We start from the raw sequence: 14,061 nt of genomic DNA, 5'->3' as shown, positions 1-14,061 counted from the left end.
CATTAGTGTGGTTATGGCATCGGAATGAATCCGCTTGAAAGCTGAGGAGCGATAACGTGACTGTCCGGGTAGGCATCAACGGCTTCGGTCGTATCGGACGTAACTTCTTCCGGGCGGTGGAGGCGCAGAAGGCGCTCGGCACCACCGACATCGAGATCGTCGCGGTCAACGACCTCACCGACAACGCGACTCTCGCGACACTGCTCAAGTACGACTCGATCCTCGGCCGTTTGCCGCAGGAGGTCTCGCTGGACGGCGACGACACCATCGTGGTCGGCGAGCAGCGGATCAAGGCACTGGCCATCAAGGAGGGCCCTTCGGCCCTGCCGTGGGGAGACCTGGGCGTCGACGTTGTCGTCGAGTCCACCGGCATCTTCACCGACGCGACCAAGGCCAAGGGCCACATCGCGGCAGGCGCCAAGAAGGTCATCATCTCCGCGCCCGCCAAGGGCGAGGACATCACCATCGTGATGGGCGTCAACGACGACAAGTACGACGGCAGCCAGAACATCATCTCCAACGCCTCGTGCACCACGAACTGCCTCGGCCCGCTGGCCAAGGTGCTCAACGACGAGTTCGGCATCGTCAAGGGCCTGATGACCACCATCCACGCGTACACGCAGGACCAGAACCTGCAGGACGCCCCGCACGCCGACCTGCGTCGTGCCCGCGCGGCCGCGCTGAACATCGTGCCGACCGGCACCGGCGCCGCCAAGGCCATCGGCCTCGTGCTTCCGGAACTGGTCGGCAAGCTGGACGGCTACGCGCTGCGGGTGCCGGTCCCCACGGGCTCGGTCACCGACCTGACGGTCCAGCTGTCGAAGTCGGCCTCGATCGATGAGATCAACGCCGCGTACAAGGCTGCTGCCGACGGTGCGCTGAAGGGCCTGCTGAAGTACAACGTCGACCCGATCGTGTCGAGCGATATCGTCACCGACCCGCACTCCTGCATCTACGACGCGCCGCTGACCAAGATCATCGACGACCAGGTGAAGGTTGTCGGCTGGTACGACAACGAGTGGGGCTACTCCAACCGCCTCGCCGATCTCATCGGTCTCGTCGGCAAGTCGCTCTGAACCGCATGACTGTCAAGACACTTCAGGATCTCCTGAGCGAGGGTGTCGAAGGTCGGGGCGTACTCGTGCGCTCCGACCTGAACGTCCCCCTCAACGACGGAAAGATCACCGATCCCGGCCGGATCATCGCCTCGGTCCCCACCATCAAAGCGCTGGTCGAGGCCGGTGCCAAGGTGGTGGTCACCGCGCACCTCGGCCGCCCGAAGGGCGAGCCGGACCCGGCCCTGTCACTGGCCCCGGTGGCCGCCCAGCTCGCCGAGGAACTGGGCCGCAATGTCCAGCTCGCCGGTGACGTGGTCGGCCAGGACGCGCTCGCGCGTTCGGAGGGCCTCACCGACGGCGACGTGCTGCTGTTGGAGAACATCCGCTTCGATCCGCGTGAGACCAGCAAAGACGACTCGCAGCGGACCAAGCTTGCCGCGGCGCTCGTGGAACTGGTCGGCGACGACGGTGCGTTCGTCTCCGACGGCTTCGGTGTCGTGCATCGCAAGCAGGCCTCGGTCTACGACGTCGCGAAGCTGCTTCCGCATTACGCGGGCACGCTGGTCGCCGCCGAGGTCGAGGTGCTCGCGAAGCTGACCGAAGACCCGCAACGCCCGTACGCGGTCGTGCTCGGCGGCTCGAAGGTCTCCGACAAGCTCGCCGTTATCGAGGCGCTCGCGCCGAAGGTCGACACGCTGGTCATCGGTGGCGGTATGTGCTTCACCTTCCTTGCCGCACAAGGACTCCCGGTGGGGGCCTCGTTGCTGCAGGAAGAGATGATCGACACCTGCAAGGGGCTGCTCGAGCGCTACGCCGACGTGATCCACCTGCCGCGTGACATCGTCATCGCGGACAAGTTCGCGGCCGACGCGGACACGAAGGTCGTCTCGGCCAACGAGATCCCGGACGGTTGGCTCGGCCTCGACATCGGCCCCGAGTCGGCAAGCCGCTTCGCGGCACTGCTGACCGAAGCGCGGACGGTGTTCTGGAACGGCCCGATGGGTGTGTTCGAATTCGAGAAGTTCGCCGCGGGCACCCTCGGTGTCGCCGAGGCGATCGTGACCGCGACCGGCAAGGGGGCGTTCACCGTCGTCGGTGGTGGCGACTCGGCCGCGGCCGTGCGTGCGCTCGGGCTCCCGGATGACGGTTTCTCGCATATCTCCACCGGCGGCGGTGCGTCGCTGGAATACCTGGAGGGCAAGGAACTTCCCGGCATCGCTGTCCTCGAAGACAGCCCAGCGGAGGACTGACATCATGGCACGCAAGCCGCTCATCGCGGGCAACTGGAAGATGAACCTCAATCACCTCGAGGCCATCGCTCTGGTGCAGAAGATCGCATTCGCATTGCCCGAGAAGTACTTCGCCAAGGTCGATGTCACCGTCGTACCGCCGTTCACCGATCTGCGCAGCGTGCAGACGCTGGTGGAGGGCGACAAGCTGCTGCTCACCTATGGCGCGCAGGACGTGTCCACGCACGAATCCGGCGCGTACACCGGCGAGATCGGTGGATCCATGCTCGCCAAACTCGGCTGCACCTATGTGGTTGTCGGGCACTCGGAGCGGCGGCAATATCACCTCGAGGACGACGCCACCGTGCTCGCCAAGGCGAAGCAGGCGCTGAAGCACGCGATCACCCCGATCGTCTGCATCGGTGAGGGCCTGAACATTCGTGAGGCGGGAACGCACGTCGAATACAACCTCGAGCGGCTGCGCGGATCGTTGAAAGGTCTTACGGCCGAAGAGATTTCGAAGGTCGTCATCGCCTACGAGCCGGTCTGGGCGATCGGCACCGGCAAGGTGGCGACGCCGGCCGACGCGCAGGAAGTATGCGGGGCGATCCGCGCCGAGTTGGCCGAGTTGGCCAACCCGGAGGTCGCCGCCGCGCTGCGCGTGCTCTACGGCGGTTCGGTGAACGCAAAGAACGTCGGTGAGCTGGTCGCGCAGACGGACATCGACGGCGCACTGGTCGGCGGTGCATCGCTCAAGGGTGACGAGTTCGCCACCCTTGCCGCGATCGCCGCGGGCGGCCCACTGCCGTAAGCGCTTTCCACGACGAGCCGGACATCGACACGATGTCCGGCTCTTCGCTTTTCGCAAACTTCGATGCCGCTTATTCGGCGTGCAAAGTCAGGCCGTTGCCATTGTCGTTGCGCAGGGTGAGGGTGTCCGCATCGATAGTGGCGGTTGTCTTGCCGTCGAGAGTTTCGAGGACGGCGTTCTCGACCTCCATCACCTCCGGTGCGCACATCATCCTGGTGCTGGCGACCCGGAAGGTGACCTCCGCCCCTGCGATGGTGGCGTTGCCGGTCAGACGGTTGCAGCCGCCGCTTCCGGAGATCGCGCCGTCGGCGGCGATGGTGAGGGTCGGTTTCGCCTCGTCGATGACCCGCGAGCGGGTCCTGGCGTCGGGAGTGATGGTCTCGGTGACGATCCAGGTGGTGCCGGTCAGCGGTTTGTCGGGCTGCGCGACCTTCTTGTCGAGTAGATGCACGGTCGAGTCGGCGCCGCGGAGGGTGAGCGCGGTGTCATCGAGCTCCCAGCCCGGAGTCGAGCTCAGCAGGGTCGTGAGCCATTCGTCGGTGCCCGCGCGGTCACCAGCGCAGGCCATGAGAGTGCCTGCCAGGGCGGATACCTTCAGCTTGTGGTCGTCGAGTGCGACTGTGCCGCTGAAGGAGTTGCAGCCCGCGCCGGCGGAGATCCGACCGTTCGCGAACGTCAGCGTCAGCGGGCCGCCGCCCGGGATGGGAGTGCCTTCGACGGTGGTGGAAATGTAGGTGTGCCCCATCGGGGTCGACGCCGGCTCGGGGGACTTCTCGGAGTCGCTCGTGCAGGCAGCTGCCCACAATGTGAGCAAGAGGATCGGACCGAGGCGGATGAAGTTGGCCGACATGTAGCGATCCTACCGACGGTGCGCGGTGCCGAAACCGGCATTCGCGACACGGTTTTCCGGTCCGGACGCCCGCGGACGCGGACATTGCCGCGGACGGATGCGAGCTGCTGTCAGACCGGCGTACGCCGAGTCCCTGCCCAGTGCGCAATGATGGTCGATCGGTGAGGATGAGTTGGAGACATTTGATGCGACTGTGGACGCTGCAAGCGCCGGAAGTGGTTGCCGCACTGCGGTCCAACGGACGTTACCTGGCCGAATGGGATCGAGTGATCGTCAACTGGCGGCCCGCATTCCGCGCGATGGTTGCCGAGATGCACCGTCGCGGCATCGTCTCGGCGAGTGCGCCACCCGTGTGGTGCTGGCCCGATAGTTCGCCGCAGCGCAACCGAATCCGGCAGACAGCGAACTCGCTACTCGGCGACGACCAATGGGCGCACGGCACCTGTTTGCTGAAACTCGACGTTCCCGACTCGCTGACCCTGACCACCTCGTACTCCCGGTGGAACGACTACCTCGCCACCACCACGGACTTCCTATGCGACAACGGTCCGATCGACAGCCCGGCCTTCGCTCCCGCCACCGCGCCTGAGCAGTGGAGTTCCGAGCTGGACCACGAATGGGACCGACCTCAGGTCGCCATCCCCGAACTACGCCGCGAATGGGTCCTGAGCGCTCGCCGCTACCTGCCCGACTCCGAGACCGTGGCCCGGATCGCCGCCGACCCGCTGCTTCGTCCGTAGCTGATAGTCAGGCGTTTCCGGGCAGCTGGACATGCTGGGGCCGGCTCGGCGGCAGGCGTCGCTAAGCTCGGGCCGTGACCACTGCCGATGCGACGATTCCGCTGTCTACTTGGGCGCCGTTGCGATCGCCGGTCTATCGGGCGTTGTGGATCGCGCAGTTGGTGTCGAATTTGGGCACCTGGATGCAGACCGTGGGTGCGCAGTGGATTTTGGTCGACGAGCCGAATGCCGCCACGCTGGTTTCGTTCGTGCAGACCGCGATCACGCTGCCGGTGATGTTGCTGTCCATCCCGTCGGGGGTGCTCGCCGATCTGCTCGATCGGCGCAGGCTGCTGCTCGGTGCGCAGTCGACGATGGCCGTGCTCGCCGCGGTGCTCGCGGTATCGACCGCGACCGGGCACACCACACCTGCGGTGCTGCTGACGTTGCTGTTCCTCTTGGGGTGCGGACAGGCGCTCACCGCACCGGCATGGCAGGCGATCCAGCCGGAATTGGTTCCGCGCGAACAGATTACCTCCGCCGCCGCGCTGGGCAGTATGAACATCAACCTCGGGCGTGCTGTCGGCCCTGCGGTGGCCGGTGTGCTGGTGTCGGTGTCGGGACCGACCCTGGTGTTCGCGCTCAACGCGGTGTCCTTCGGTGGGATCGTCGCAGTGCTCGCGCTGTGGCGTCGACCGAGGACCGACCAAACCCTGCCGAGCGAGCGTCCGCTCGCGGCATTGCAAGCGGGCACCCGCTTCATTCGTGCCGCGCCCGCGATTCGCCGAGTGCTGGTGCGCGCGATCCTGTTCATCGCGCCGGCGAGCGCGTTGTGGGCGCTGCTGCCTGTCATCGCGCGCGACGAGTTCGGTCTGTCCTCGTCCGGTTACGGACTGATGCTCGGTGCGCTCGGCATCGGCGCGGTGCTCGGGGCGCTGGCATTGTCACGATTGCGCTCGCTGCTGACTCCGACGCAGCGGTTGGCCGTGGCCGCGGTGCTGTTCGGCGTCGCGACGGCGGGCACGGTGTTGCTGCACTCGGTGCCGGTGGTGCTTGCCCTGCTGGTCGGTGCCGGGTTGGCCTGGCTGCTGGCGATGGCCACGATGAACTCGACCATGCAGTTGCTGCTGCCCGCGTGGGTGCGGGCGCGCGGACTGTCGGTGTACATGCTCGTATTCATGGGCTGCCAGGCGATCGGGTCGCTGGTCTGGGGCCTGGTCGCAGGCGCGGTCGGTCCTGTGCAGGCCATGCTCATGTCCGCAGGGCTGCTCGCCTGCTGTGCGGTCAGCACGCTCTGGCTGCCGATCCGGCACAACGCCGAGGAACTGGACCTGACGCCGTCGGCGTTCTGGCCCGAACCGCAGCTCGTTGTCGAGCCGGAGCCGGCCGACGGCCCTGTCATGGTGCTGCGGACCTATGACGTGCCCGCCGAGAACGTCGAGGAGTTCATGGCCGCGATGGCCTTCGTCGGGCGCTCGCGCCAGCGCACCGGCGCGATGGAGTGGCGGTTGTATCGCGACGTCGGTGTGATCGACCGCTATGTGGAGGCGTTCGTCGTGCGGTCATGGGCCGAACACATGCATCAGCATCAGGTGCGGCTCACCGCCCAAGATCAACTGCGCGAAGTCGCCGTCACAGCGTTCACCAACGGCGCCGACACAATCACCCATCTCGTCGCGGTGGAGCCGCATTAAACGCGGCGAGAGCGACCCCATAGACTGTGCGACATGCGGATGTTCCTGGATATCCTTCTGATCGTCACCAGCGTGCTGCTGGTGCTGCTGGTGCTGCTGCACCGCGCCAAGGGTGGAGGCCTGTCCAGCCTCTTCGGCGGCGGTGTTCAGTCCAGCCTGTCGGGTTCCACAGTCGTCGAGAAGAACCTCGACCGTGTCACCATCTTCACCGGCCTGGTCTGGCTCATCGCCATCCTCGGCATCGGCCTGGAGATCAAGTTCGCCTGACCGGAACTCCGGTCCAATGCCGCAGCTCACGCTTCAAGTGAGCTGCGGCGATTTGTGCCGCGCCGAAGTTCCGTCACGACGATGGCGGCCGCCGCCGTCGCCGCGATCAGCACGACCGTCGCGATGACGAACGCCACTGTGTACCCGTCGCCGACCAGCGGAGCCACAACGAGCGGACCGAGCATCTGTCCGGATCCGTAGCCTGCGGTGAGCGTTGCCGCGGCCCGGTGGTCCGACAGTTCGGTGCCCACTCGGATCGCGAGCATGGTGATGCCCATGAATGTGCCGCCGAACAGTGCCGCGCAGAGGGCAGCGGGCAAGATCGCGGTCGATACCGCGGGCAGCGCCGCCGACAGGCACTGCGCCAACAGTGCTACGACCAAGGCCGCCGCCGGTGTCCAGCGCCGAGCGGCCATGCCCCACAACATGGCAGTCGCCGCGGCCGCACCGACGATCACCCACATCGCCGAGCCGACGGTCGGGCCGTTGTGCGCACCGACCGCGGCGACCAGGAACGTACCGATCACGATGTAGCCGACGCCTTCGAGGCAGTAGGCGACGAGCAACGCGCGCCAGGCCCGCGTCGAGCGGGGTCTACCGCTGGTCTCGGCGGCCTGGTGACCTGGATGGATGTCGAGTCCGAGCGAGGCAAGCAGCAGCACCGCCGTCAATCCGGCCGCTCCGAGCCAGAGTGCCTGCCATGGCAGCACCGGCCGCGCCGCGAGGGCCAGCAGACCGGTCGACGCGATGCCGATGCCGACGCCGCCGAACGCGATGCCCGCCGCGTGCCGGTGGCCGTCGAGCCGGGCGATCGCACCGGCGCAGCCGACGAAAAGCACCGCGCTGGCTATCCCGGCTATCAGTCGCAGCACGCCGCAGAGCATTGCGGGTGCGGGCACCGCCAGCAGCGCCTGGCTCACCACGAGGGTCGCGGCGGCGAGGCGAAAAATTGTGCGGCTGTTGAGATCCGGCCGCCGAGCCAGCATGGCCCCCGCAAGGTAGCCCGCGTAATTCGCGGCGGCGATGAGCGCTCCCTCATGTGCGTCGATACGGTGCGCATCGACCATCGCGGGCATCAGCGGGGTGTAGGCGAAGCGGCCGACCCCCACCGCGGCGGCCAACCCCGCGCCCGCCGCGAGCGCCGATGTGATGGTGCTTGGTGAGGTGGGAGTTACGGTATCGGTCACGTCATCCGACCGTACGGACCGCCGGATAGCTCGTGAAATGCTTTCTACGCACGATGTATACGCTCGATGCATGGATATCGAGCTGCGGCACCTCAGGGCGTATCTCGCCCTGTGTGAAGAGGCGAACTACACGCGCGCCGCGACGCGTCTGCACCTGAGCCAGCCCGCGCTCACCCGAACCATCCAGCAGTTGGAGCGCGTGGTCGAATGCCGCCTGATCGAGCGCTCGTCGCGGCGCTTCGAGCTCACCGAAGAAGGCGCGGAACTACTGGGGCACAGCAGGCGGATCATCGCCGATATCGACGCCGTCGGTGCCGAACTCCGCTCACGTGCCACCCTCGATGTCGGTTTTTCCTGGCTGCTTCCCGATTGCTGGTTCGCGCAGACACGAGATCGCTACGAGGCTCTCGGTGGCCGCATCTCGCTGCACCGAGTCGAGGACCCGATCGCGGCGTTGGAAGGCCGGTCGATCGATATCGCCATCCACCGCAACGAGATTCGGCTCCCGCGCCACCTCGCGTCCCGGGTTGTCGGGACCGAGGAGCGGATGGTCGCGGTCTCGATCAACTCCCCGCTCGCCCATGCCGAGGACCTGCGCTGGGCAGATCTCGCCCGCTACCCGCTGGTCGTCAATGTTGTATCCGGCACGATCCATGCCGGGTCGTGGGACCGGCCCGACCCGAGCCGCACCATCATCACCTGCACGAATTTCGACGAATGGATCGAACTCGTCGCCGCGGACCGCGGCATCGGTGGCGTCCCCACTCTGGCTCGGACCCGCGCACCTCACCCAGGCGTGATCTACCTCGACGTCCCCGACGCTCCTTCTTCACACGTCTACGTCACCTGGCGCGCGAAGCCGACTCCGGCGCGATCGGTGCAGCGCTTTGTCGCAATCGCATGAGGGGCACGCGGTTCGTCGTGACCGTCGCATCGGACGATAACTGCGCCGCGTCCGACACCCGTCAGATCATCCGATGCGCGCGGTGAACTCGGCGGTCAGTCGGCGCGCGGAATGCGGCCGTCGACGTCGGTGAAGCCGTATTGCTCGGCGAGATCGGCTACCCGCCATGCCTGTCCGGTCCTGGCGCGGCGGTCGGGGTCGGCGGCGACGGCGACCACAGCGCGGCCGGGGAATCGGGGCGATTCGGCGGCATCGAGGTCGAAGGTGCCCTCACCGGGCAGCGTGACCATGCGCCTGCCCTCTTCGTTCGCCGGAACCATTTGCAGCAGTTCGGTATTCACGATCCCCGGCCACAGCGAGATTACGGTGACACCGGTATCGGCGAGGTCGTGGGCCATATCGGACGTGAGCCGGTCCAGCGCGGTCTTCGCGACGCCGTACACGGCATTGTGCATGTAGCGCTGCGAACCCGGCGAGGAGATGTTCGCGATCAATCCCGCCGACTCGATCAGCAGCGGTGCGGCGAATGCGCTTGCCGCGTAATGCGATCGGACACCGACGTCGAACGTCTCATCCCATGCGGTCGGCGGCACCTCCCAGAACGGCTTGCCGAGCCAGCGGGCCGCCGCGGGGGAGTTGTAGACATTGTTCACCAGCACGTCCAGCCTGCCACGCTCGTCGCGCACGCGCGTGAACAGCCGCTGGACCGCGTCGTCGTCGCGGTGGTCGCATACGAACGGTATCCCGTGGCCGCCGAGGCCATCGATTTCCGCGGCCGTGTCGTGCACCGTCCCCGGCAGCCGTCCTGCCGCGGTAGAGCGTCCGGTGACATACACCGTCGCGCCTGCCGCGCCCAGTTCGAGAGCGATGCCTTTGCCGATGCCACGACTGGCTCCGGTGACGACGGCTACGTGGCCGCCGAGTAAGTGAGGTATTCCGTTCACGATCTCGGGACATTACCTTGAAACAAGAACACGTTCTATGCTTTGGAGGCTGTAGTGGAGTTGACCCATCGGTTCGTGGCGACAAACGGCATTCGAATGCACGTCGCCGAACAGGGCGACGGGTCTCCGGTGATCTTCTGCCACGGCTTCCCGCACACATGGTTCATCTGGCATCGCCAGCTGGCAGCGGTCGCCGGGGCAGGTTACCGAGCCATCGCGCCCGACCTGCGTGGCTACGGACGCACCGAGGCCCCCGCCGAGCAGGAGGCCTACACGAACCAAGCGGTGATCGGCGACCTCCTGGGCTTGCTCGACGACATCGGCGCCGAACAAGCCGTGTTCGTCGGTTTGGATTTCGGCGCCGCACTGGTCTGGGAACTGGCATTGCGCGCACCGGAGCGCGTGCGCGGCATCATCGTGCTCAACAACCCCTTCGCTCCTCGCCCGCCGCGCGCGCCGTCGCAGCTGTGGGCCAAGGCCGCGCAGCGCCACTTCCTGCACCTGGACTACTTCCAGAAGCCCGGCCCCGCCGACGCCGAACTCGGAGCCGACCCGAGGGCATTCCTCGCCCGTGTCTACTTCTCCCTCAGCGCCGACTACCACTACCTCGACACCTGGCGCTTCCCACCGGAAGGCACCGGCTACCTCGACGTACTGCCCGAGGCTCCGCCGCTGCCGTGGAATTGGCTCTCGGACGACGAATTGGACGTTCTGGCAGGAGATTTCGAACAAACTGGCTTCACCGGCGGCCTCAACTGGTACCGCGCCCTCGACCGCAACTGGGAACTCACCGCCGACTTCGCCGACGCCACGGTCACCCCGCCCACCTACTTCCTTTACGGCGATCGCGACCCCGACATGGAGGGCTTCAGCGGCCGCGACCCCTTGGCTACTCTGCGTGCCAACGTCCCGAACCTCCGCCGGGTCACCAAGATCGACGGCGCAGGCCACCTGGTGCAGTTGGAACGCTCCACCGAGGTCAACGACCTGATCACCGCTCATCTACGCGAGCTCGTCCCGGTACCGGTTGCCGAATCGACTATCCGGTCCTGAACGACGTGGGTTTGCTGCTCACGCACTAGTCGGCTGCCGCACGTGTCCAAGCTCCAACCCCAGATCACGAAGGTCGGTAGGGCATTTTCGGCGATGCCGAGGTCATGGCAACAACAGAATCTTGCCGGTGAATCGACGCGCTTCGATGTCGGCATGCGCGGTGGCGGCTTCCGCAAGGGGGTAGGCGTGCCCGATGATCGGGGTCAAGCCGCCTGCGGCGGCTTCATTCAACACTCGCATCACTCGGCGACTGTTGTCCGGCCGGAATCCCGGCAGCCCGCACCGACCGCGACCACCGTTCCCGCGACGGCCCCGCCCGGCACGTACGGCGGCTCGACTCCGAACACCGCGGGCCCGTCGCCTGACCGAATCTTGGTGTCGAGCCAACCCACGCCGATGGCGGACACATCGATAGCGACTTCGCCGTGCCCGGGTACGGGTGTGGGTAGATCGATGAGCTCCAGAACATTCGGGTCGCCGAAACGCTTCACCATTACCGCACGCATGACCGCAGGTTAGAATCTCAACCCAGCTCGAGGTCAAGGGGCTTGTTCGTTACTTGTATTCGCAGGCGAGTTCCGAATATTCGGCCCACTGGGGCAGCGGCTGCCGGTCCAGGTACGCGGTGAGGCGGTCGAGGAGGTATTGCCAGCGCGGCCCGATCGTGCTCGCCTCGGTAGGACACACATGTCGGCGGATCAGCTCGACGTTCGTGACGACGCCGACCTGGGTCATGCGCAGCTCGAGCACGCACCCGTCGATTCGCGCGACCAGTTCATGAGGCGCCGTGCACTGCTGCACTCGCACTGAAATCGGCCCAATTCCTGGACCGTCGATCGGCTCGATCGTCAGCTCACGACCTGTCCCTGACACCGCCCCGAACCAGCGCTCGAGCTGCCGCCGCTCCGTGCACGCCGACCACACTTCCAACACCGGTCTCCGAAATGACCGCAAGTAATGCAGCAACACCAGTTCGCCATCGGTTTCGCGATCGTGCTCGGGCCGTACCTCGCCGAGCATGGACATCGTGGTCATCGCGTGCCCTCCTACTGCCGGTTACCCTTCTGTTCACTTTATTTCCACTCCCGGCCCACCGAATCCGAATCGCCCGATCGCAATAGTCACGGCTCGGCAAGGAGTTTTCCCGCAGCGGCCTCGATCCGGTCTTCGTCGAGCAGGACCGTTTCGGCGGCCGGGCCGAGGGGGATGAAGCTGTCTTCGCTGGTGACGCGGGCGAGGCGGCCGTCGAAACCGTCGTCGATCAGGGCGGCGCAGACGGATTCCGAGACGCCTCCCGAGCGGCGGGTTTCGTCGACGACCAGGACGCGGCCGGTGGCGCGAGCGTGGTGCAGCAGGTCTTCGAGAGGAAGCGGCGCGAGCCAGCGTAGGTCGAGTACCCGGGTGGAGATCCCACGTTCGGAAAGTCGTTGGGCGACACGGAGACTCATCGGTACACCGTTGGCGAAGCTGACGATCGTGAGATCGGTGCCGTAGCCATAGCCGTAGACGCGAGCGCGCCCGATCTCGACGTGATCGGCCGTCGGCGCGGCGAGCCAAGCGTCGTCGCCGGGCCGGTGCAGGTCGTGAGTGTGGTACAGCGCGATAGGTTCCAGGAAGACGCACACGCGGCCGTCGACGCGTGCGGCGGAAACGCAGGTGCGCAGCATCGCGGCGGCATCGTCGGCACGAGACGGTGACGCCAGGATGATGCCGGGGATATCACGCAGTGCGGCGATGGAGTTGTCGTTGTGGAAGTGCCCGCCGAAACCCTTTTGGTAGGCGTACCCGGCAATGCGGATCACCATCGGATTCCGGTATTGCCCATGGGAGAAGAATTGCAGCGTGGCGGCCTCACCGCGCAGCTGATCGGCCGCGTTGTGCAGGTAGGCCAAATACTGGATCTCCGGAATCGGGACAAGACCGGCAAGCGCGGTACCGAGCGCCGTCCCGAGTACGCTCTGCTCGTCGAGCAGCGTGTCGAAGACCCGTCGCGCGCCGAATGTCTTCTGCAACCCTTTGGTGACGCCGTACACGCCACCCTTGCGACCGACGTCCTCACCGAACACCAGCACGTCGCGGTCGCGAGCCAGCAGCGTGCCGAGGGTGTGGTTGACAGCCTGCGCGAGTGTCATCGAATCGACAACCGCCGCAGCCTGATTCGTCGCGTCGTGTCGCGCGGAAGCGTCGGGCGTTCCTCGTAGTACGTCCGCCCGCACCTGCTCCGGATGTGACGGCGCCAGCGGTGCCATGACCGCGGCCGCGGAGGTCAACTTGGCTTCGCGCCACACCGATTCGGCCGTTGCGGTAACGCGGGTGCGGATGTCTTCGTAGCGCTCGATGACCTCGTCGGGTGTCGCCACGCCGATCGTCACGAGCAACCGGGCGGTCTCGGTGACCGGGTCACGCTGGAGATCGGCAGCGATATCGGCGGGGCGACGGTAGGCGGATTCGACGTCGGATCCGGCGTGGCCCATCAGTCGCACCGTGCGCAGGCGCAGGAACGCGGGCTTGCGATTTTCGCGTACCCACTCGGCGGCGGCCTTCGCGGTGGTCAACGCGTCGAGGGCGTCCCAGCCGTCCGCGCAGAAGTACTCGAGGCCGGGGCGAAGCCCGTATGCGTGCTCGATCCAGTCCGGCGGGGTCGGCACGCTGATGCCGATCCCGTTGTCCTCGCAGACGAACAGGACGGGCATCGGAATCCCTTGGTGGGCAGTGTGAATCGCGGTATTGATCGCGCCCGTCGCAGTGGAATGGTTGGCCGACGCGTCGCCGAAACTGCACAGCACGACAGCATCCGTCGGCCATTCGCTGGTGACCCCGAGTCGCGCGGCGCGACCGATCGCGAAGCCGAGCCCGACCGCACGCGGCAGTTGCGACGCGATCGTCGAGGTTTGCGGAATCACACCGGCCGGCTTGCTGCCGAAGACCTTGTGCCTGCCACCCGATATCGGGTCGGCGACCGCCGCGACAACGCCGAGCAGCACATCACGGATCGGGTCGAGACCGGGCACCTGGCGTGCGCGATGCACGAAGAACGCTCCGGAACGGTAGTGCAGCAAGGCGGGATCGGTCGCGCGCAGCGCGGCGGCGACGGCCGCATTGCCCTCGTGCCCCGACGATCCGATGCTGTAATAGCCCCGTCGAGCGCTACCGAGCCGACGTGCCGCGAGATCGAGTTGCCTACTCGTCGCCTGCGATTCGAACAGTTCCAGGCACCCAGCGCCGGTGACCAGCCCACCCGGGTCGATCGGCTCCTCGGCCGGACGGCTGGGACTGGATGTCAGCGCCGCGATCTCGGTACGAAACCGGTCATCGAGGTCGACTCCATGCTCGGTCATGTGCGGA

General features: G+C 66.5%; 15 protein-coding genes. 8 read left to right on the top strand and 7 right to left on the bottom strand.

Annotated features, from left to right (window positions below; all coding sequences use genetic code 11):
- The first annotated feature begins 56 nt into the window (after nucleotides 1-56).
- Genes gap through tpiA form a run of 3 tightly spaced genes read left to right on the top strand, consistent with a single transcriptional unit; the run spans nucleotide 57 to nucleotide 3,098 of the window.
- Nucleotides 57-1,076 (top strand): type I glyceraldehyde-3-phosphate dehydrogenase, encoded by a 1,020-nt coding sequence (gene gap, locus ACLMAJ_RS21275; RefSeq protein ID WP_412015527.1) that lies wholly within the window; start codon nucleotides 57-59, stop codon nucleotides 1,074-1,076.
- 5 nt (nucleotides 1,077-1,081) lie between these two features.
- Nucleotides 1,082-2,308, top strand: a complete 1,227-nt coding sequence (locus ACLMAJ_RS21270) for a phosphoglycerate kinase (protein ID WP_412015526.1) — start codon at nucleotides 1,082-1,084, stop codon at nucleotides 2,306-2,308.
- Nucleotides 2,309-2,312: 4 nt separating this feature from the next.
- Nucleotides 2,313-3,098 carry a triose-phosphate isomerase gene (gene tpiA, locus ACLMAJ_RS21265; protein WP_412015525.1) on the top strand — a complete coding sequence of 262 codons (786 nt, stop codon included), beginning with the start codon at nucleotides 2,313-2,315 and terminating at the stop codon, nucleotides 3,096-3,098.
- Between the two features lie 70 nt (nucleotides 3,099-3,168).
- Here tpiA and ACLMAJ_RS21260 read toward each other — a convergent pair whose 3' ends face one another.
- A complete protein-coding gene (locus tag ACLMAJ_RS21260) occupies nucleotides 3,169-3,948 on the bottom strand; it encodes an META domain-containing protein (protein ID WP_412015524.1) in 780 nt (259 codons plus the stop codon).
- 185 nt (nucleotides 3,949-4,133) lie between these two features.
- Between ACLMAJ_RS21260 and ACLMAJ_RS21255 the strand changes: the two genes are divergently transcribed.
- The 3 genes from ACLMAJ_RS21255 (at nucleotide 4,134) to secG (ending at nucleotide 6,628) form a co-directional block, all read left to right on the top strand.
- Complete coding sequence (locus ACLMAJ_RS21255; RefSeq protein WP_412015523.1) at nucleotides 4,134-4,688, top strand: hypothetical protein; 555 nt, start codon at nucleotides 4,134-4,136, stop codon at nucleotides 4,686-4,688.
- A 74-nt stretch (nucleotides 4,689-4,762) separates the two neighbouring features.
- Nucleotides 4,763-6,361 (top strand): MFS transporter, encoded by a 1,599-nt coding sequence (locus tag ACLMAJ_RS21250; protein WP_412015522.1) that lies wholly within the window; start codon nucleotides 4,763-4,765, stop codon nucleotides 6,359-6,361.
- A gap of 33 nt (nucleotides 6,362-6,394) precedes the next feature.
- A complete protein-coding gene (secG, locus tag ACLMAJ_RS21245) occupies nucleotides 6,395-6,628 on the top strand; it encodes a preprotein translocase subunit SecG (protein WP_328402986.1) in 234 nt (77 codons plus the stop codon).
- 26 nt (nucleotides 6,629-6,654) lie between these two features.
- On the opposite strand, the gene ACLMAJ_RS21240 is transcribed toward secG, so the two are convergent.
- Nucleotides 6,655-7,815, bottom strand: coding sequence for a YbfB/YjiJ family MFS transporter (locus ACLMAJ_RS21240; RefSeq protein WP_412015521.1), 1,161 nt, complete (start codon nucleotides 7,813-7,815; stop codon nucleotides 6,655-6,657).
- A 70-nt stretch (nucleotides 7,816-7,885) separates the two neighbouring features.
- On the opposite strand from ACLMAJ_RS21240, the gene ACLMAJ_RS21235 reads away from it, so the two are divergent.
- Nucleotides 7,886-8,719: a LysR family transcriptional regulator gene (locus tag ACLMAJ_RS21235; protein ID WP_412015520.1), complete on the top strand. Its 834-nt coding sequence runs from the start codon at nucleotides 7,886-7,888 to the stop codon at nucleotides 8,717-8,719.
- Nucleotides 8,720-8,814: 95 nt separating this feature from the next.
- On the opposite strand, the gene ACLMAJ_RS21230 is transcribed toward ACLMAJ_RS21235, so the two are convergent.
- Nucleotides 8,815-9,663: an SDR family NAD(P)-dependent oxidoreductase gene (locus tag ACLMAJ_RS21230; protein ID WP_412015519.1), complete on the bottom strand. Its 849-nt coding sequence runs from the start codon at nucleotides 9,661-9,663 to the stop codon at nucleotides 8,815-8,817.
- Between the two features lie 54 nt (nucleotides 9,664-9,717).
- Here ACLMAJ_RS21230 and ACLMAJ_RS21225 point away from each other — a divergent pair, with 54 nt between their 5' ends.
- Entirely contained in the window at nucleotides 9,718-10,716 is a 999-nt protein-coding gene (locus ACLMAJ_RS21225; RefSeq protein WP_412015518.1) for an alpha/beta fold hydrolase, read from the top strand.
- A 102-nt stretch (nucleotides 10,717-10,818) separates the two neighbouring features.
- On the opposite strand, the gene ACLMAJ_RS21220 is transcribed toward ACLMAJ_RS21225, so the two are convergent.
- The 4 genes from ACLMAJ_RS21220 to ACLMAJ_RS21205 form a co-directional block, all read right to left on the bottom strand.
- Nucleotides 10,819-10,956, bottom strand: a complete 138-nt coding sequence (locus ACLMAJ_RS21220; RefSeq protein ID WP_412015684.1) for a zinc-binding dehydrogenase — start codon at nucleotides 10,954-10,956, stop codon at nucleotides 10,819-10,821.
- Nucleotides 10,956-11,222 carry an alcohol dehydrogenase catalytic domain-containing protein gene (locus ACLMAJ_RS21215; protein ID WP_412015517.1) on the bottom strand — a complete coding sequence of 89 codons (267 nt, stop codon included), beginning with the start codon at nucleotides 11,220-11,222 and terminating at the stop codon, nucleotides 10,956-10,958. Before ACLMAJ_RS21215 ends, ACLMAJ_RS21220 begins: the two co-directional genes overlap by 1 nt.
- A 49-nt stretch (nucleotides 11,223-11,271) precedes the next feature.
- Nucleotides 11,272-11,751, bottom strand: a complete 480-nt coding sequence (locus ACLMAJ_RS21210; RefSeq protein WP_412015516.1) for an SRPBCC family protein — start codon at nucleotides 11,749-11,751, stop codon at nucleotides 11,272-11,274.
- Nucleotides 11,752-11,837: 86 nt separating this feature from the next.
- Nucleotides 11,838-14,054: a thiamine pyrophosphate-dependent enzyme gene (locus tag ACLMAJ_RS21205; protein ID WP_412015514.1), complete on the bottom strand. Its 2,217-nt coding sequence runs from the start codon at nucleotides 14,052-14,054 to the stop codon at nucleotides 11,838-11,840.
- Between the last annotated feature and the right edge of the window lie 7 nt (nucleotides 14,055-14,061).

The sequence above is a fragment of the Nocardia arseniciresistens genome, from assembly GCF_046764875.1.
GTDB classification, from domain to species: Bacteria; Actinomycetota; Actinomycetes; order Mycobacteriales; family Mycobacteriaceae; genus Nocardia; species Nocardia arseniciresistens.
This window is presented reverse-complemented; position numbering and strand designations above follow the sequence as displayed.